This is a genomic window from Solimonas soli DSM 21787 (genome assembly GCF_000474945.1).
Lineage (GTDB): Bacteria > Pseudomonadota > Gammaproteobacteria > Nevskiales > Nevskiaceae > Solimonas > Solimonas soli.
The window spans coordinates 178,139-196,405 of sequence record NZ_AXDW01000011.1 but is presented as its reverse complement, the minus strand read 5'-3'; the positions used below and the strand labels follow the sequence as shown (position 1 = coordinate 196,405).

The 18,267-nt window shown below is 67.9% G+C and carries 15 protein-coding genes; 7 read left to right on the top strand and 8 right to left on the bottom strand.

The features are described 5' to 3' along the window. Nucleotides 1-24 precede the first annotated feature (24 nt). The 4 genes from K344_RS0107925 to K344_RS0107910 all read left to right on the top strand — a co-directional run bounded on the left by K344_RS0107925 (nucleotide 25) and on the right by K344_RS0107910 (nucleotide 3,557). Complete coding sequence (locus tag K344_RS0107925; RefSeq protein WP_051362015.1) at nucleotides 25-1,932, top strand: DUF1302 domain-containing protein; 1,908 nt, start codon at nucleotides 25-27, stop codon at nucleotides 1,930-1,932. Nucleotides 1,933-2,274: 342 nt separating this feature from the next. Further along, nucleotides 2,275-2,526 carry a DNA-directed RNA polymerase subunit omega gene (rpoZ, locus tag K344_RS0107920; RefSeq protein WP_028080221.1) on the top strand — a complete coding sequence of 84 codons (252 nt, stop codon included), beginning with the start codon at nucleotides 2,275-2,277 and terminating at the stop codon, nucleotides 2,524-2,526. 246 nt (nucleotides 2,527-2,772) lie between these two features. After that, entirely contained in the window at nucleotides 2,773-2,988 is a 216-nt protein-coding gene (locus K344_RS0107915; protein WP_028080220.1) for a cold-shock protein, read from the top strand. 167 nt (nucleotides 2,989-3,155) lie between these two features. Continuing rightward, nucleotides 3,156-3,557, top strand: coding sequence for a hypothetical protein (locus K344_RS0107910; RefSeq protein ID WP_051362014.1), 402 nt, complete (start codon nucleotides 3,156-3,158; stop codon nucleotides 3,555-3,557). A 92-nt stretch (nucleotides 3,558-3,649) separates the two neighbouring features. On the opposite strand, the gene K344_RS0107905 is transcribed toward K344_RS0107910, so the two are convergent. Then, entirely contained in the window at nucleotides 3,650-4,522 is an 873-nt protein-coding gene (locus tag K344_RS0107905) for a dienelactone hydrolase family protein (protein WP_028080218.1), read from the bottom strand. 251 nt (nucleotides 4,523-4,773) lie between these two features. On the opposite strand from K344_RS0107905, the gene K344_RS20755 reads away from it, so the two are divergent. Next, the gene (locus K344_RS20755; protein WP_051362013.1) at nucleotides 4,774-5,355 is read left to right on the top strand and encodes a hemerythrin domain-containing protein; all 582 of its coding nucleotides are present in this window, start codon (nucleotides 4,774-4,776) and stop codon (nucleotides 5,353-5,355) included. A gap of 72 nt (nucleotides 5,356-5,427) precedes the next feature. On the opposite strand, the gene K344_RS0107895 is transcribed toward K344_RS20755, so the two are convergent. Together K344_RS0107895 and K344_RS0107890 are read right to left on the bottom strand one after the other, a co-directional pair. Then, complete coding sequence (locus K344_RS0107895; RefSeq protein ID WP_028080217.1) at nucleotides 5,428-6,927, bottom strand: aldehyde dehydrogenase family protein; 1,500 nt, start codon at nucleotides 6,925-6,927, stop codon at nucleotides 5,428-5,430. Nucleotides 6,928-7,013: 86 nt separating this feature from the next. Further along, nucleotides 7,014-8,381, bottom strand: coding sequence for a DUF1329 domain-containing protein (locus K344_RS0107890; protein WP_084197152.1), 1,368 nt, complete (start codon nucleotides 8,379-8,381; stop codon nucleotides 7,014-7,016). Between the two features lie 285 nt (nucleotides 8,382-8,666). Here K344_RS0107890 and K344_RS0107885 point away from each other — a divergent pair, with 285 nt between their 5' ends. Further along, nucleotides 8,667-9,878 (top strand): helix-turn-helix transcriptional regulator, encoded by a 1,212-nt coding sequence (locus K344_RS0107885; protein ID WP_051362029.1) that lies wholly within the window; start codon nucleotides 8,667-8,669, stop codon nucleotides 9,876-9,878. On the opposite strand, the gene K344_RS0107880 is transcribed toward K344_RS0107885, so the two are convergent. The 3 genes from K344_RS0107880 to K344_RS0107870 form a co-directional block, all read right to left on the bottom strand. Then, nucleotides 9,865-11,058, bottom strand: coding sequence for a cytochrome P450 (locus tag K344_RS0107880; protein WP_028080214.1), 1,194 nt, complete (start codon nucleotides 11,056-11,058; stop codon nucleotides 9,865-9,867). The two genes, K344_RS0107885 and K344_RS0107880, sit on opposite strands and share 14 nt — an antisense overlap. Nucleotides 11,059-11,172: 114 nt before the next feature. Then, complete coding sequence (locus tag K344_RS0107875) at nucleotides 11,173-12,582, bottom strand: cytochrome P450 (RefSeq protein WP_028080213.1); 1,410 nt, start codon at nucleotides 12,580-12,582, stop codon at nucleotides 11,173-11,175. Between the two features lie 67 nt (nucleotides 12,583-12,649). Continuing rightward, nucleotides 12,650-13,930 carry a cytochrome P450 gene (locus K344_RS0107870; protein WP_028080212.1) on the bottom strand — a complete coding sequence of 427 codons (1,281 nt, stop codon included), beginning with the start codon at nucleotides 13,928-13,930 and terminating at the stop codon, nucleotides 12,650-12,652. A 249-nt stretch (nucleotides 13,931-14,179) separates the two neighbouring features. Between K344_RS0107870 and K344_RS0107865 the strand changes: the two genes are divergently transcribed. Next, nucleotides 14,180-14,455, top strand: coding sequence for a hypothetical protein (locus tag K344_RS0107865; protein ID WP_028080211.1), 276 nt, complete (start codon nucleotides 14,180-14,182; stop codon nucleotides 14,453-14,455). On the opposite strand, the gene K344_RS0107860 is transcribed toward K344_RS0107865, so the two are convergent. Both K344_RS0107860 and K344_RS0107855 read right to left on the bottom strand, forming a co-directional pair. Next, entirely contained in the window at nucleotides 14,442-17,018 is a 2,577-nt protein-coding gene (locus tag K344_RS0107860; RefSeq protein ID WP_028080210.1) for an efflux RND transporter permease subunit, read from the bottom strand. The genes K344_RS0107865 and K344_RS0107860 overlap by 14 nt on opposite strands. Further along, nucleotides 17,015-18,193, bottom strand: a complete 1,179-nt coding sequence (locus tag K344_RS0107855; protein WP_051362011.1) for a sialidase family protein — start codon at nucleotides 18,191-18,193, stop codon at nucleotides 17,015-17,017. The genes K344_RS0107860 and K344_RS0107855 overlap by 4 nt, the downstream gene beginning before the upstream one ends. Between the last annotated feature and the right edge of the window lie 74 nt (nucleotides 18,194-18,267).

Sequence of the window (18,267 nt, the reverse complement as noted above, 5' to 3'; positions counted from 1 at the left end):
CGATATGGAACGCGGGGAGAACCGATGGCATCTCGCGACAGCAAACGCCGCGGCCGCGGCCCGACCGCGATCGCCGCGGCCGTGCTCTGCGGCGCGGGCCTTCCGGCGGCGCAGGCCGATTCCTACGACGTGTTCGGCGCGGAACTGGAAACGCAATTCTCCGCGACCTACTCGGCGGCGTGGCGGCTGCAGGCTCCGGACAAGCGCCTCATCGATGCGCCGGGCGCCGCCACCATTCCGGTGCCGGACTACTTCAAGGTGCCGGAATCCGCCAACTACGACGACGGCGACCGCAATTTCGACAAGGGCGCGCTGGTCAACAACCGCATGACGCTGCTCGGCGAGCTGCTGCTGCGCAAGAACGAGTACGGCATCCAGCTGCGCGGCGACGCGTTCTACGACGACGTCTACCAGCATCGCAACGACAACCGCTCGCCGCAGACGGTCAGCAAGACGGACGGCGACTACGACGAATTCAGTGGTGCCGCGCGCTATTACGACGGCGCGCGCGCGCGCCTGCTCGACGCCTATGCGTTCGGCTCCTGGTATCTGACCGACACCATGGTGCTGAACCTGCGCGTCGGCCAGCACGTCGCCGCCTGGGGCGAGAGCCTGTTCTTCGACGGCATCGCGCTCGCCCAGGGCCCGGCCGACGCCACCAAGGCCAACGTGCCCGGCGCCGACGTGAAGAGCCTGCTGCTGCCGGTCAACCAAGTGTCGATGCAGCTGTCGCTCAACGACGAGTGGACGCTGCTGGGCCAGTACAAGCTTGCCTTCAAGCCGACGGAACTCAATCCGGTCGGCGAGTACTTCTCGGTGACCGACGTCGTCGGCCCCGGCGCCGAATTCATCTACGGCCTCGAGAATCCGCTCTACCTGCCGAACTACAGCGATTTCAATCTCGCTTCCGACGATGCCGTCGAGCTGGTCGATCTCGCGCTGTCGGCGCTGGCGCCGAACGCGCCGACCGGCACCGTCACGCAGGCGCTCGGCCGCCTGCTCAACGCGCTCGATCCGTATCTGCCCGACGTGCCGCTGCCGGTCGGACAGATCGGCCAGCCCGGCACGCCGAAGTACATCAACGTGCAGCGCATCAAGGACACGCGGCCGAGCTGGGGCGGCCAGTACGGCGTCGGCCTCAAGTACCAGATCACGCCGGTGACCAACATCGGCCTGTACTGGCTGCGCTACCACAGCACCACGCCGGCGCCGGTGCAGAACTACGGCTACGCGGCGCTGATCGGCGGCGTCAACGGCATCCCGCCGCTCGTCACCACGCAGATCCTCGATCTGCAGGTGCCGGTGACGTACAGCGTGCATTACTTCGACGGCATCCACCTCGGCGGCCTGAGCTTCTCGACCACGCTCGGCGGCGTGAACGTCGCCGGCGAGGCGATCTACCGCGACGGCGCCGACGTGCTGGTCGACGTCGACGGCGGACTGCTCGGCCCGGTGCCGACGCCGGTGCGTTCGAAGATCTGGCAGGGCCTGCTGTCGGGGCTCTATTCCTTCGGCCCGGGCCTGTTCTGGGATTCGCTGTCGCTGGTCGGCGAGACCGGCTTCATCCACGTCGCCGACAACGACGCCGGCTGCGGCCCGACCAGCTGCACGAAGCAGCTCACCTATTCGCGCGACGCCTCCGCCGTCTCGACGCTGGCGATCGTCGACAAGAAGAACGTCTTCTCCGGCTGGGACCTGTCGATGCCGGTCAGCTACGCGATGATGATCGACGGCCAGAGCTCGCTGCTGTCCGGCTTCGGCGCGCTGATGGGCCCGCACGACAAGCGCTTCGGCGTCGGCGCCTACTTCACCTACCTGCAGCAGTTCACCGTTGGCCTGCAGTACAGCGGCTTCTTCGGCAAGCCGGACCTGCGCGCCAATCCGTATGCCGACCGCGACAACATCGGCGTGACCTTGAAATACAACTTCTGATTCTGAAGCGGGAACGCGGCCGGCGGCGGCGCCGGACCGCGAAGACGCAATCCCGGTCAGGCGCCGCAGCGAGGCTTGCGGCACAGGCCTCCACACGGACCGCCGCAAGAACGCGCCGCATCCGGATGCTTACGCCGCGCGCTTCGCCGGCGTGCTGGCCTACATCGACGCGCATCTCGATGCGGCACAGCCAGATGACGCGCAGGATCGCCAGCTCGCGCTCGCGCACCGGGAGCGTGCCCTGGCACAGCACGGTGCCCCTGCGCGACGGCATGGCGCAGCGCGGAATGTGCGTACAATGGCCGAGCCGTGCTCCTGCGGTGGCCTTCATGGATGCTCCGCATGGCCCACGTCACCGCGCAGGATTGCCTGCTCCACGTTCCCGACAGCTTCGCCTTGACGCTGATCGCCGCCAAACGCGCGCGCCAGCTGGCGCGCGGCGCCCAAGCGACGCTGCCCTGGGGCGATCACAAGTCGACGGTGATGGCCCTGCAGGAAATCGCCGCCGGCCTCGTCACCGCCGCGATCCTCAGCGAACCGGATCTGCCCGCGCCGCAGCCGGGCGCGATCGAGTTCGAGCCGCTGGTGCTGTAAGCCGCAGGCCGGACCTGCGTGTACGCGCACCCGCTGACGCGGCGCTGCGATGTCGAGGCCGTGACCGCGTGCGCCGATTCGACAAGCGGGGCCAATGCGGGTATGGTCGAATGGCAAGTATCAAGCAGTGTACTCAGCTAGTTCGTTTCGCCCCGAGCTTTTCGCGATACGGAATTCCCAGATGCGTTCCTTGACCGTTTGCGCCTCGGCGGGCGGTTTGCCCGTTCTTCTCAAAGGAATGCATCCATGAGCAACACCTCCAGCGGTACCGTCAAGTGGTTCAACGACGCCAAGGGCTTCGGCTTCATCACGCCGCTGAACGGCGGTGAAGACCTGTTCGCGCACTTCAAGGAAATCGAGGGCGGCGGCTTCAAGTCGCTCACCGAAGGCCAGCGCGTCGAGTACGTCGAAGCGCGCGGCCCGAAGGGCATGCAGGCGACCAAGATCCGCCCGATCGGCTGATCGGCAGCCAAGCTGTCGCGTCAGCAACCGCGGCGGTCACGACCACCGCGGTTTTTTTGGCGTTTTTTTTGCCGCATGCGGCAACGCCACCCGCTCATGAGCCGAAGCTTCGGCTGCCTGCCGTATGGCGGCATGGCCGAGGCTGCTCTCTCCAGCCAGGAATTCCCATGAAACCCAGATTCCCTCGCAAGTCCACGCAAGACGCGGCGCCGCCGAAAGTGCGCCGCGCGCCCGGCTCGCCGACCAAGAGCCAGCTGCAGGCCATCGCCGTGGCCGAAGCGCGCAACCGCGCCGCGAAGTGGAAGACGCTGATTCCGGTCGCCAACGCGCTGTGGACGAAGATCCACGCCGCCGATCTCGCGCGCACCAACGGCGACATTCACATGCTCTCCGGCATGGTGCAGATGCACTACCAGGCCAGCCGGCAGGACGTCGATCGTCAGGTGAAAGCGTTCTTCGATCAGCACATGCCGTCCGAGCCGCTGGTCGCCCGGCCGGCGACGATCGCGACGCCCGTCGCCGCCGCGCCGGAAAGCGTCATCGCGCCGGCGTCGGTGCTGTCCGCCTGAGTGCAGCCGCGCGATCGGGCCGGCGCCGCTGCGCCGCCCGAGCGCGTGATGCGGCAGACACGGCCGGCGCACGCCGGCCGTGTGTCGGCAGCCTAGGCCGTCAGCGACCGCTCGAGCAGCACGAGCAGACGGCTCCAGGCCTTTTCCGCCTGATCGTGGTCGTAGACGGCGGAGTCGGGCGGACACCAGCCGTGCTTGGTGCCCGCATACACCTCGATCTCCGCCGGCAGCTTCGCCTGCGCGAACGCTTTGCGCAGCACTTCCTTGGCCTCGGGCTCCCTGGCATCATCGTTCTCGGCGATGGCGATGAGGAACTGCGCCTTCATCTGCGGGATCAGCAGATGCGGGCTGTCCGGCTTGTCGGTGGCGAGTCCGCCGCCGTGGAAAGTGGCGCCGGCACCGATGCGCGCCGGCACCGCGGCGGCCGTCTGAAACACCAGCGGGCCGCCCATGCAGTAGCCGGTCGTGCCGATCTTGCGCTTCCGGTCGACCGCCGCCTGCTGGTCGAGAAACGCGACGAAAGCCCTGGCGTCGGCGGTCGTGGTGTCCGGGCTCAGGGTGTCGCGCAGGGCCATCAGCGCATTGCGCGTCGCCGGATCGTTGAAGTCCGGATGCTCGGGCGCGGTCGGCGCTTTCTGCGTGCGGTAGAAGGGATTGACGACCAGCACGGCGTAGCCGGATGCCGCGAGGCGCGTCGCCATGTCCTTGAAGGCCGGCCGCAGGCCGAAGATGTCGGGCCAGATCAGCACGCCCGGATGCTTGCCCTTGGCCGGATGCACGAAGTACGCATCGGCGCTGCCGGCCGGCGTCTTGATCTCCAGGTCCTGGCCCTGGGTCTGCGCGGCCTGCGCCACGCCGGGCAGCGCCATGGCCAGGCCGGCGCCGAGCGTCGTGAGTCCGAAGCCGCGCCGCGTCAGTCCCGTCCTGCGCCGCGCAAAATATTCGAGGTCATCGTGTTCGCACATCGTTCGCTCCGCGCTGAATGACGCCGAGCATGATCAGGCATCGGCGTCGATTTTTCACGCGCCGCGCCAAGGTCTGCTGCCGCGCCATCGCGCATCGCGTGCATGCGGCCGAACGACGACACGTCCCCGTGCCGGACCCGGCGCGGCAAGCGGCACGCCCGCCGCGGGCACCTCCGAGCAAGGGGCAATTCAGTGAGCGCCGCTAAGGTGAGACGGAACGACCACCCACGTCCATCACGCAGGAGGCCATCATGTCGCTCATCGACAAAGCCGTCGCCGCCCTTACCCCGCCGGAATCGGAACGCGAGCGGCGCAGGGCGCGCCGCGAGGCGCAGGACATCGCCGCGGCCGGCAGCTGGTTCGCCATGATTCTCGACCATCACGAACAGATCGAGGCGGCGTTCGACGCGCTCGAGAAGGCCGGCAGCGCGGCGCAGCGGCGCGCCGCGCAGAAGTGGCTGGCGATCATCCTGACCGGCCACTCGATCGCCGAAGAGGCGGTCATCTATCCGGCCATGGCCTCGCACAGCGAAAAGGCCGGCGCCGAGATGGCGTACCAGGAGCAGAGCGCGGCCAAGGGCGAAGTCGCGGCGCTCGAGGAACTCGACCCGCTGAGCGAGGACTACCGCGACAAGCTGGCGCACATCCGCGGCGCCGTCGCCCATCACATGTATGAAGAGGAAAGCCGCCGCTTCCCGAAACTGCAGGAACGCGCGGACGCCGCGACCCGCGCGCGCCTGCGCCGGCGTTACGAGGAGGAGTTCAAGCGCTACGTCGGTGGCGACACGCAAGCCGGCGTGATGAAGGCGGCGCAGGAGGCGCGCTCGCACTGAACGCGGGCGCGCGGCAGCGGCAGAGTGCGCCGCGCGCCCGGCGCGGGCCGCCGGGGCGCGCGGCTTGCCGCCTCAGCGCTTGAAGACGCCGACGACGCGCACCACCTTGTCGATCAGGCTGACCATGCCGTCCGGCACCGGCTTGCCCTCGAGCAGCTGCGTCAGCTGCTTCTTGTACTTGTCGGTGAGCGGCGGGAACAGGGTGCGCGGATCGACGACCTTGGGTCCTTCCTCGAACACGGTGCGCGCGTTCGAGCACTCGGCGAAGGTGTTGAAGCCGACCAGGCGGCCGATGCCGCTGTGGTTGACGCCGCCGAACGGCAGGTACGGGTTGGTGCCGGACTGCACGACGTTGTGGTTCAGCACCATGCTGCCGGACGTCGTGTTCTTCAGGAAATATTCCCAGACCTCGCGGTCCCTGGCGAACACGTAGGACGCCAGCGGCTTGTCGTGCTTGCGGATGTAGTCGACGACGTCCTCGCGCTTCCGCCACGGCATGACGACGATCACCGGCCCGAAGATCTCTTCCTGCATGATCTTCATGTCCGGCGTCGTGTGCGTGATGACGGTGGGCGCGATGTAACGCTCCTCCGCCTTGTACTCGCCGCCCATGACGATCTTCGCGCCCTTGGCGCGCGCGTCCTCGATCAGCGCCTTGATGCGCTCGAAGTGGCGGGCGTTGATGACGCGCGGATATTCCGGATTCTTGTCGAAGCCTTCGCCGCGCGGGTCGTACATCGCGGTGATTTCCTTGACCAGGGCGTCGACGTAGCGCTGGAACACCGCTTCGTGCGCGAACACGTAGTCCGGCGCGATGCAGGCCTGGCCGGCGTTGCACATGCGGCCCCAGGACGTCTTCAGCGCGGCATCCTCGACATCGGCGCTGGCGTCGACGATGGACGGATTCTTGCCGCCCATTTCCAGCGTCACCGAGGCGAAATGCTCGGCGGCGGCGCGCATGATGATGCGGCCGACGGTGTTGTTGCCGATGTAGAAGATGTGGTTGAACGGGCAGGCGAGCAGGCCGGTGGCCGCCTCGACGCCGCCTTCGACGACGGTGACCTCGCCATCCGGGAACGCTTCGCGGACGATGTCCGCCATCACCTTCGACGACGGCGCCGCCAGTTCCGACGGCTTGACGATGACGGCGTTGCCGGCGGCCAGCGCGCCGAGCACCGGCAGGAAGCCGATCACGTATGGCGCGTTCCAGCTCGGCAGCACCAGCACCATGCCCTTGGCTTCGTAGTGCAGATAGCACTTCTTGCCGAGCGTCATCAGCGACGGCGGTGCCGGCTTGTCGCTCATCCAGTCGGCCAGATGCTTGGCGATGTGCTCGGCCTCCATCTTCAGCATGACGAGCTCGCCGTCGACGTCCGGAGGCGTCAGGCCGCGCTCTTTCTTGACCGCCTCGTAGATGCGCGGCCGCGCGTCCAGCGTCGCCTTCATCAGGCGGCGGATGCGTTCGACGCGCTGCGCCGCGCTGCTCTGCGCGAGCTGCGGGACGAGGCCGGCCACGCGATCGAAGGTGGCGCGAATCTCGTTGTTGACCGGCAGATTGACGACCGTGCTCATCGCTCCTTGCTCCTCATGAGGCATCCCGCATGTTGGTCCTTCGCGGCGCCCCTCACCTCGTCCGGATGGCGGGGGTGGCGGCCCGCTCAGTGGCCGGATCGCGCCGCCGCCTCCGGAGTGAACTGCGAGGCCGACATCGGCTTGTTGATCTGCCACCACTGCTTGCTCTCGTTGACGAGATAGCCGGCCTCGTAGGTACCGGCGCTGAGGTCGTGGTAGATCGACACGCCGCGATGCCAGGCCTTGCCTTCCTGCGAGTAGTGATAGGTGATCAGCGGCACGCGCCACAGCTGGCCGCGCGCGTCGTAGTTGTCGGCCGTCAGCGCCAGCCAGCTGTCTTCGTCGACGTACAGGCGGCGCTTGCTGTAGATGTGGCGCACGCCTTCCTTGAGCGTGCCCTCGACGATCCATACGCGGTGCAGTTCGTAACGCAGGTAGTCCGGATTGACGGTGTCCGGCTTGATCAGGTCCTTGTACTGGATCGCCGGGTCGTTGATGCGGAAGTTGGCGTAGGGCACGTACATCTCCTTCTTGCCGACCAGCTTCCAGGTGTAGCGCTCCGGCGAGCCGTTGAAGCCGTAGTCGTCGTCGACGGTGCGGAAGCCCGCCGGCGGCACCGGGTAGTCGAAGCCGACTTCCGGCGCCTGGCGCACGCGGCGCGTGCCCGGCAGGTACTGCCAGGACTGGGTCGAGGCATTGGTGTAGTTGTTCGGCTGGAAACCGACGGCGACGAAGCCGCGATCGCGCTCCGGCAGCATGTAGCCGGTGTAGAACTGCGCGGTCATGCGCTCCGCGTACGATTTCTCCTTGCTCGGATCGTTGTTGTGCACCAGCACCATGAACTTCTGCCGGCCCCAGGCAACGTTGCCGCCGGCGTAGACGTCGGCGATGTCGCAGATCGCCTGTTCGGTATAGACGCGGCCGGCGTTGCCGACGTTCCAGATCGCCTCGAGGCCGCTCTTCGGAATCGGGAACGGAATCGCGCCGGCGGTGCCGGACAGGCCCTTGCCGTCGTCGATCACCTCCGCCGTCGTCGCGTTCTTCCTGGTGCGCCGGCAGGTCTCGTCGGAATCGGCGAAGTCGCGATGGCTCGGATAGACGTTCATCCGGTAGGCGTCCGGATATTTCTTGAACAGCGCCTTCTGGCCGTCGGTCAGCCTGTCCGCGTACTGCGCCATGTTCTGCGCGGTGATCGTGAACAGCGGCTTCTCGCTCGCATAGGGCCCGGGCACGTAACCGCCCGGCGCCTCGAGCCCCGGCCAGCTGCCCTTGAACTTGCCGGTGTACGCGGCGACGCCGGCCGGCGTGCCGGCGCGCTCGGCACCGATGCAGCTCAGCTTCGGCCCGTCGAGCTGCGCGGCTTCCTCGGCGCTGACCTTGGCCTGGGCAGCGCCGGCCGCCAGGGCGAGCCCCGCCGTCACCACCATCGCTCTTACCGCGCGCATCGGGTCCATCGCGTCCTCCTCGGTCTGTGGACGCCGACCGGCCTGACCGTCCGCCGGCCCGCTGTCCGGGGTTTGCAGATCCGACCGTCCGCCTGCGCCGCGAATCGCGCCATGGACTGTCGCCGCCGCCGAATGCCGATTACAATGCGATCGCAATGTTTTTTTGCGAGTGCCCGCATCGCTCGGCAAGTGATGGTCGGCATTCGGCGGAGCGCCGCGCATCCCCCAAATCAGTGAGGTTTGCGCATGGCGAACGAGAAGCCGCGCGACGGCGTTCCAGGGAGGAAGAAGACGATGTCCGGCAAGGTCCGCTACCTGAACCCTTCGGCGCGCGTCGCGTCGCGTCCGCCGCCGCTGGCGCCGCTGCAGCTGCTCGCCGGTCTCGAGGACGACGAACTCAACGGCCTGCTCGATGCGATCTACGAGGGTCCGGCCGAGCGCCCGGCGTGGGACGGCGCGCTGCGCCTGCTCAAGCAGCGGCTCGATGCCTCGCACGTCGCGCTCATCGTGCGGTCGCCGTCGGCGGATCGCTTCGGCACGATGTCGCACATCGGCTACGAGGACGATCATGCGATGGAGTCGTACACCAAGCATCTGTTCGCCTTCGATCCCTTCGTCAATCTCGACGAGGGCGAAGTGGTGACGCCGGAGGAGCTGATCGGCGAGGCGTGGCTGGACAACGCCATCTATCGCGACTACCTGAAGCCGCTCGACGTGCGCTACGTGATCGGCGCCGACCTGCGCTCCGCCGAAGGCGTCGAGTGCCAGGTGCGCGTCGCGCGGCCGCATGCGGCGCCGCCGTTCGGCGATCGCGAGCGTGCCCTGCTGCGCTTCATCCTGCCGCATCTGAAGCGCGCGATCCGCCAGCAGGTGCGCGTCGACTCCCTGGAATCGGAGCGCAGCCTGTTCGCCGGCGCGGTGAACCGGCTGGCGCTCGGCGTCATCAGCCTGTCGGCGAGCGGCGCCCTCCTCGACATGAACGACGAGGCGCGCCGCATCCTCGCCGAGCGCGACGGCATCGCGCTCGGCATGAACGGCGGCCTGATCACCGACAGCGCGCAGGAGAAGCGCGAGCTGCAGCGGCTGATCGAGCTGGCGATCCGCAAGGCCGGCGGCAAGGGACTGCCCGGCGTCGCCGAGGCGATGCCGATCACGCGGCCTTCGGGGCGCAGCCGCCTCGGCGTGCTGATCAAGGCCCTGCCGCCCGGCAGCTGGCCGGAGCACGAGCGCAGCCCGGCCGCCGTCCTCTATCTGCGCGATCCGGAAGCGAGCACGCCGCAGACCGCGCAGGAGATCGCGCGGCGCCTGCTCGGCCTGACCCGCGTCGAGACGCGCCTGGCGATGTACCTGACCGACGGCCACTCGCTGGACGAGACGGCGGACCTGATGAACATCCGCCGCAACACCGCGCGCACGCATCTGCGCTCGATCTTCAGCAAGACCGGCGTGACCCGGCAGACGACGCTGGTGCGCCTGATGCTGAAGAGCGTCTTCACGCTGGGCTGAGCCGCGGCGTGAAGCGCGCCGGCACGTGCGTGAAGCCGCGCACGTTCGGATTGTGCGCGCGCCGCAGGCCGGACTCGTCGATCTCGTAGTCGGGGATCGCGGCGAGAATTTCCTCGAACACCACGCGCGCCTCGAGGCGCGCCAGCGCCGAGCCGAGACAGGCGTGGATGCCGAGACCGAAGGCCAGGTGATCGCGTGCCCCGCGGCGCACGTCGTAGCGATCCGGGTCCGGATACCTGTCGGGATCGCGGTTGGCGGAAATGATGCAGAGGCCGACGCGCGCGCCCCGCGGGATCGTCTTGCCGCGCAGCGTCACGTCGCGGCCGGCGCGCCGCACGATGATCTGCGAGGAGCCGTCGAAGCGCAGCGTTTCCTCGACCGCGCCGGCGATCAGCGACGGATCGTCGCGCAGCAGCCGGCGCTGATGCGGATGCTGCCAGAGGCGGTAGGCCATGTTGCCGATCAGCTTGGTCGTCGTCTCGTTGCCGGCGATCGCCAGCAGGATCAGCGTGCCGACGACCTGGGCGTGCGACATCGTGCCGGCCCGCTCGGCGTCCAGCATGATGCCGAGCAGGCCATGCCGGGGCGGCGCCGCGGCCTGCCGCGCCGAGTGTGCCTCGAAATACTGCGCCATGTTGATGAAGCCGCCGATGTTGCGTTCCGACAGGGCGTGCTGCTTGTCCTCGCGCGCGATCAGATCGTCGGCCCAGCCGCGCACGCGGTCCTGGTCCTCGACCGGCACGGCGGTCAGCGTCGAGATGACGTCCATCGGCAGGAAGCAGCCGAGATCGGCGACGAAGTCGAAGCGACCGCGCGCCAGCACCGGCGCCAGCAGCGCGCGCGTGCGCTCGCGGATGTACTGCTCGAGCGCCCTGACCGCGACCGGCGTCATCAGCGGCATGAACAGATTGCGGATCCGCGTGTGCGCCGGCGGATCGCTGAAGATGAACATCGGGTACGGCAGCTGCTCGGTCGAGCCCCTTTCGAGCGAGGTGGCGCCGGTGTTGACGAAGCTCCTGAAATCGCGGAACGCGGCGAACACGTCGTCCCACCTGGTGAGGAACCAGAGATCCAGCTCCTCGTTGTAATGCACCGGATCGCGCTCGCGCAGCGCCGCGTAGGTCGGATACGGATCCCAGTGGAACTGATGTTCGTAGGGGTCGAGTCGCAGGGCCTGCATCGCATTCTCCTCGCGCGCCGCTTCGATCGGCGACGCACGGCGAGCATCGGCGATGGCGCGCGCCGCGTTCATCCCTCAAACGGCGCATAAATGCGCGGTCGCGGCGCGGCGGTGCTAGGCCGCGCGCGGCGGCGCCACACCCGGCACGCGCCGCCCCTTGACCCTGACCTTGAAGCTCATCGACGGCCCGGGCGTCGGCGCGGTCTTGGTCTTGAGCACGTAGTCCGGCGACGGCAGCTCGAGATCGAAGTTGTAGAAGACCTCGGCCATGGTCATCGCCAGCAGCACTTCGGCGAGGCTCTTGCCGAGGCAGGTGTGCGGACCACGGCCGTACGGCGAATAGGCACCGACCTGCATGTGCTCGGCGCGCGCCTTGCCGTAGCGGTCGATGTCGAACTTGTCGGCGTCGGCGTAGAACTCGCTCTGGAAATGCGGCACCGCGGTGCCGAGATAGATCATCTCGCCCTCGCGGATCAGGTGGCCGCCGAACATGAAGTCCTTGTTCGCCGTGCGGATCTGCGCGACGGCGATCGGATAGAGGCGCATGGTCTCCATGATCGCGCCGTTGAGCGCCGGCAGTTCCTTCATGAACTCGTCTTCGTTGACCGGCCGGCCCTTGGCGTACAGCGCGTCGACCTCGGCGTGGATGCGCGCCAGCACCTCGGGATGCTTGAGCACGGTGTAGACGATCGCCGAGGTGGTGTTGGCGACGGTGTCGAGGCCGGCGACGTAGGGGCCGGTCATCAGCATCACCAGGTCGCCGGCCGGGATCAGCTCCGGATCGCGCTGGTGCGCCTCCATCACGTCGTCGATCAGCGTCTTGAATTCCTCGGCGACCGCCCCGCCGCGCGCGACGCGGTCCTGGTACTGCTGGATCATCTTGCGGCCGAGCTCGAACATGCGTGCCTTGGCGCGCTTGTACTTCGGCATCTTCATGAGGAACTTCGGGCGCTGGCGCGTGACCAGCACGTTGAGGATGTAGAGGATCGTGGTGCGGATGTCCTGCACGTACTCGCGCGGCGTCTGCCCGGTCAGCACCATGCCGAGCTGCTCGACGACGAGGTACTGCATGGCCTGCACGACCGGCACCTTGCTGCCGACCTTCCAGTCGCGCAGCAGCGCGGTGCGGGTGATGTCGAGCACTTCCTGGTAGCGGCCCTTGATCGATTCCTTGGAGAAGCCGCGCTTCATCACCGCGCGCAGCTGCTTGTGCAGCTCGCCGTCGACCGCGGTCAGCATTTTCGAGGCGCCGAACTCCTGGACCAGCGGCTCCCAGGCTTCCTTGGAGCGCAGCGATTCCTTGCCCTCGCGCGTGCCCATGAAGTTGGCGGCTTCGGCGCCGGCGATCACCGTCAGCTCGTTGCCGAACACGCGGACCTTGAAGACCTGGCCGTACTCGCGATAGCAGCGCGCGAAGAAGCGCGCCGGATCGGCCGCCATCTCCAGCGTGCTGCCCAGCAGCGGCAGGCCGCGCACCACCGGCGGCGGCGTGTGTCTGGGGAGAGTCGGTTCTGCGCTGCCCATGATGCGGCTCCTCGAACTTGAAGGCCGGCGATCGTGCGCGCCGGCCATGCTGGAAATGTGGCGCCGCTCAGGCTGCCCTGCGCTGCGCGACCGCATTGGTCTTGACGATCAGGCGATTGATGCGGCGCGCGTTGTGGTGGTTGTAGTCGTACTCGACGTGGCCGTCGCCATCCAGCAGCCCGGCCTGCGGGAAGCGCCGCATCAGCTCCTGCAGCATCAGGCCGCCCTGCACGCGCACCAGATACGTGCCGATGCAGAAGTGCGCGCCGGCGCCGAACACCAGGTTGCCGTCGAGCTTGCGCGTGATGTCGAGCCGGTGCGGGCTCTCCCACTTCGCCGGATCGATCCAGGCGGTGGTGATGTTGATCAGCACCGACTCGCCCTTCCTGAACTTCTGGCCGCGCCACTCGAGGTCTTCGCTGACGAAGCGGAACTGCGGTGTCTTGCCGAAGGAACCGACGCGCAGCAGCTCGATGATGGCGTTCTCCATCAGCTCGGGCCTTTCGCGCAGCAGGGCGTACTGGTCGGGATGGCTGAGCAGGCCCTTGATCGCGTAGGTGTGCAGATCGGTCGCGGTGTCGGAGCCGGCAACGATCACCGCCTGGATCACCGAGACGATCTGGTAATCGGTGAGCCGGTCGCCGTTGTCGGACGCGGCGACCAGGCTGCCGATGAAATCGTCGCCCGGGTGCGGCGCGGCGCGCCGTTCCTTGATGATGTCGAGGAAATACCGGAAGCCGGCCAGCGAATCCTGCATCGCCTTGTCGCGTTCCTTCGGCGGCAGGTTGATGCGCGTCGCCTTGACGACGTTGACCGCGAAGTCGTGGAAGAACGATTCCATATTGGTCGGCACGCCGACCATGCGCGCGATCGAACGCACCGGCAGCTTCTCGGCGATCATGGTGAACGCATCGAACTGTTCCGGCGTGCCGATCTCGTCGAAGCAGGTCGTGATCAGGTCGCGGATCTTGGCGTCGATCTTGCCCATCACCGGCTTGGAGAACGCCGGCATCGTCAGCTTGCGCAGGCGCAGGTGCTCGGTCGGGCTCACCGCGAACAGGCCGGCGTCCATGGCCCGCTCGAAGTGGTTCTGCTGCTCGAACGGCTTGGCCGGCGGCGCGTACTGCCAGTGCTTGTAGTTCGTCGAGAAGCGGTTGTCCTTCATCATGTCGAGCAGCGGCTCGTGGCCGCTGACGACCCACATCTGCAGCTCCTTGTGCCAGGCCACCGGGTAGTCGCGGATCAGCGTCTCCCAGGTCGCCCACGGCGAGCGGATGAAGTCCTTCGAATACGGGTTGAAGATCTTCGCGTCGATTTCGACGCGGCCCGGTTCGGTGCTGGCGCTCATGGCGGATCCTCCTCCTCGCGGGCCCTCGTCGCGGCCCTGGCTGCACGTCCTGCAGCGTGTCCGTCGAGTTTTGCAACTCGATTCTCGAAATTCATCGTCCGCGTGGAGTAGGAAGGCGCGGCGCCCGATTGCGGCGGCCCGGCGCATGCTTCGGCGGCGCACGGACCGCGTCCGAGCCGGCGCCTATGGTTCGCGCCTGTCCAGCCGGAGCGGAGATGGCCGTGTCGATGCCGCGCGTCGCGTTGCCGGGTGCGATCACGCGACGGGTACCGGCCGGCGCGCAACGGCGAATGGCACTTCAACAAGGATGGCAGCTGCGTCGCCAGGCCGGCGCAGAGCTTCGACGCGAGCGCCGGCTGGACCTTCCTCGCCGTCAGCTTCACGCACGGCGGCGCCACCGATCTGTACGCCTGGCAGGCCGGCGCCGGTTCGGGCGGCGCGATGCGTGCTTTCGCGCTGCTGACGCTGTTCGTCGCCGCCCCGCGCCGGTCGCGGCGCGCGGACCGCCGCCTCAGGCCTCGCTGAGGCGCCGCGCGCCCAGCGCCGCCGCCGCGCGATCGCGGAACAGCCAGGCGCCGAGCGCCGGCAGCAGGCAGATCGCGCCGAGCATGTTGACGAGGAACATGAAGCTCAGCAGCAGGCCCATGTCGGCCTGGAACTTGAGCGCCGACATCGTCCAGGTGCCGACGCCGATCGCCATGGTGATCGCCGTGAACACGGCGGCGACGCCGCGCGCGAGCATGGCCTCGCGGAAGGCGTCGGCGAACGACAGGCCCTTGGCGAGATCGTGCTGGATGCGCTCGAACAGGTAGATGCCGTAGTCGACGCCGACGCCGACGCCGAGCGCGACGACCGGCAGGGTGGCGACTTTCAGGCCGATGCCGAGCGAGGCCATCAGCGCGTTGCAGAAGATCGACACCATGGTCAGCGGCACCAGCACGCAGAGCGTCGCGCGCCAGGAGCGGAAGGTGATGAGGCAGAGCAGCGCCAGGGCGCCGAAGATGGCCAGCAGCATCTTCGCTTCCGCCGCTTCGACGGCCTCGTTGGTCGCCGCCATCACGCCGACGTTGCCGCTGGCCAGGCGCATCTTGACGCCGTCGACCGGATTGTCCTCGATGAAGCGCTTGGCCTCGTGCAGGGCATGCGCGATGTTGGCGCCCTCGTGGTCCTTCATGAACACGAGGATCTGGATCGCCTTGCAGCCGTCGGTGTTGAGGCCGAGATTCGGATCGAAGGCGCGCGAGCCGGTCGACAGGCCGACCTGCGAACGCGGCAGGGCGCGCCAGCGCGGATTGCCCTCGTTGAACGCCGAGATCACCAGCTTGCCGATGCCGCCGACGCCGGTCACCGAGCGCACGCCGTCGACGCCGCGCATGAACAGCTCGAAGCGGTCGATGAGGTTGACGACCGGATAGTGCAGGCAGGAATCGCCCTCGAAGTCCTTGGCCTCGACGATCACGCTGAGCACGTCGGTGCCGATGTTGTACGAATCGGCGATCGCGCGGTTGTCGTGGTTGTAGCGCGAATCCTGGCGCAGCTCCGGCGCGCCGGTGCCGGAATCGCCGATCACCATGCTGCGCGAAACCTGCGTGGTCACCGCCAGCAGGGCGAGGCAGATGGCGAACACGGCCAGCGCGGGCTTCGGCTCGGCGCACTTGGCCATCTGCTTCCAGATCGCCATCTGCCTCGGGCCGGGCGGCTTCAGCGAATGCACGCGGCTGCGCTCTTCGAGGCGGATGTGCGTGAGGATGATCGGCAGGATCATCTTGTTGGTGATGATCATCAGCAGCACGCCGAGGCAGGCGGTGATGCCCAGCTCGTGCACGATCGGGATGTCGATCAGCATGATCACCGCGAAGCCGAGCGCGTTGGTGAGCAGGGCGACGGCGCCGGGAATGAACAGCTTGCGGAACGCCGCGCGCGAAGCCTCGACCGGCGTGCAGCCGGCCACCACTTCGTGCCGCCAGGCGTTGGTCATCTGCACGGCGTGGCTGACGCCGATCGAGAAGATCAGGAACGGCACGAGGATCGACATCGGATCGATGCCGAAGCCGATCAGCGGCAGGATGCCGATCAGCCACAGCACCGGCAGCATGGCGACGACGATGGCGGCGAGCGTCAGGCGCACCGAGCGCGAGTAGAAAAACAGCAAGGCCAGCGTGATGAGGAAGGCGAGCGCGAAGAAGGCGAACACGCCGACCAGGCCGCCGATGACGTCGGCGAGCAGCTGTGCGAAGCCGATGATGTTGACCTCTAGGTTCGGGTCGTAGTCGGGGTTCTTGACCTTCTCGACCGTCAGCTCGCTGCCCTTGAACGGCACCGCTTCGCCGCCGCCGTGCGGCACGCCGAAGAAAGTCTGCGAGCCGAGCAGCCAGCCATAGTCGACGTAACCCTCGTCGATGACGTCGCCGGCCTTGAAGCCGTCGCGGTCGACCTTGAGCCTGTAGACGTACTTGGTCTGGCTCTCGAAGCGGCCGCGGATGTCGCCGAGCTTGTTCATCACCTGGCGGTAGAAGATCTCCGCCTTGGCCGGATTGCCGGTGTCGGCTTCCTGCAGGTCGGCGCGGATCAGCGCCGCCTGGTAGTCGTTGGCGACCAGCAGGCCGACCTGGCCGGACAGCGAGACGTTGTGGCGCACGCGCGCAAGCTGCTCCGGCGTCGCCGAGAAGCGTGCCGGCACCACCGGCTCGCCCTTGAAGCCGTCCTCGGTGATTTCGATGTAGTAGGTGTTCGGCGTGAAGATCGACGAGACGTGCGTGCGGTCGATGCCGGGGATCAGGAAGACGTCGTCGGTCGCCTTGCGCATCGCCTCCATGAATTCGGCGTTGTAGATGTCGCCCTCGCCCTTCCAGCGCAGGTTCACGAGCAGGTTGTTGGCGCCCGAGAAGTTCTTCATGTAATCCATCATCGTGCGCATGTACTCATGCTTGATGGGGATCATCTTGAGGAAGCCGGGGTCGAGCTGGACGCGCGTCGCGCTCCAGCCGAAGAAGATCGTCAGGGCGAGGAAGACGACCGACAGCAGATGACGCCAGCCGAGCAGGAAGTCGGAGATGCCGTCGACACCGCGATGCAGTGCGCCCTTCATGGCCGTGCTCCGGCGGCGCCGGCGCCGAGTTGCACGAACTGGATGCCGCCGTCACCGGCGGTCAGCGCGCTGCCCGCGCTCAGCGGCAGCACGGCGGCGAGGTCGTGCGGCTCGCTGGACGAGGCCTGCGTGAAGCTGCGGCCATCGTCCTGCGAGGTGAGGATCACGTGACCGGCGCCGGCCAGCACGACTTCGCCGCGCGCGCTGACGTTGCCGGAGAACAGCGAGCTTTCGACCGGCGTCCTGACCTTCTGCCAGGTCTTGCCGTCGTCCTCGCTGCGGAACACGTTGCCGCGCATGCCGAAGGCGAGCAGGGCCTTCGACGGCAGCACGATGGCGCCGAAGAACGAGCCCTCGTAGACCGGCGGCAGCTTCTTCCAGGTGGCGCCTTCGTCCGTCGAGCGCGCCATCAGGCCGCGCTCGCCGACGACGATCAGCGAGCGGTCGCCGGCGCGCACCATGGCGTAGAGATGAGGGTCGGCGATCGCCTCGGCGGCGAGGCGCGTCCAGGTCCGGCCGGCATCGCCGGAGGTCAGCATCAGGCCGAAGCCGCCGACCGCGTACAGGCGCCCGTCGAAGGGACCGGCGATGCCGAGCAGCGGGTCGGGTTGCAGCGGCGGCGGTGTCCAGGCCGCCGCGCCGGTCATGCCGGCGAACGGATCGGCCGACGCCTCGGCGCCTTCCGGCGGCGGCTCGGCGCTGAAGCCGGCATCGGCCGGCGGCCCGGCGCCACCGGCCGCCTCGGCGCCGTCCTTCGGCGATTCGATGAAGAAGGTTTCCTGCCAGGTCTCGCCGGCGTTGGTGCTGCGCAGGATCCAGCCATCGTGACCGACGGCAATCACCGTCTTGTCGTCGATGAACTTCACCTGCGTCAGCGTCGAACCGCGCTGCGGCTCGACCTTGGCCTCGTGCCAGGGCCCGCGCGCATCGTCGGCGATCAGCACGCGGCCCTGCTCGCCGACGGCGACGAAGCGCGAACCGCTGCGCGCGAGGCCGTTGACGAGCAGACCGTCCGGATGCACGGCGGTCGGCGCGAACGGCGGCGCCGGGCGTGGCGAGAACGCGTAAGCCGCGGCGAGCGCGACGATCAGCGTGAATACCAGCGCCGGCCAGCTGCCGGTCGATGACGCGGTGGCGCTGCGGCTGCGAACCGCGGAAGCTGCCGTTGCGTTCATGGTTGTCTCCTCCTTGCTGCTCTCGTGCACTTCGCCCTCGTGTGCCGCCCGTGGCGTCCATCGTTTTGCGGCTT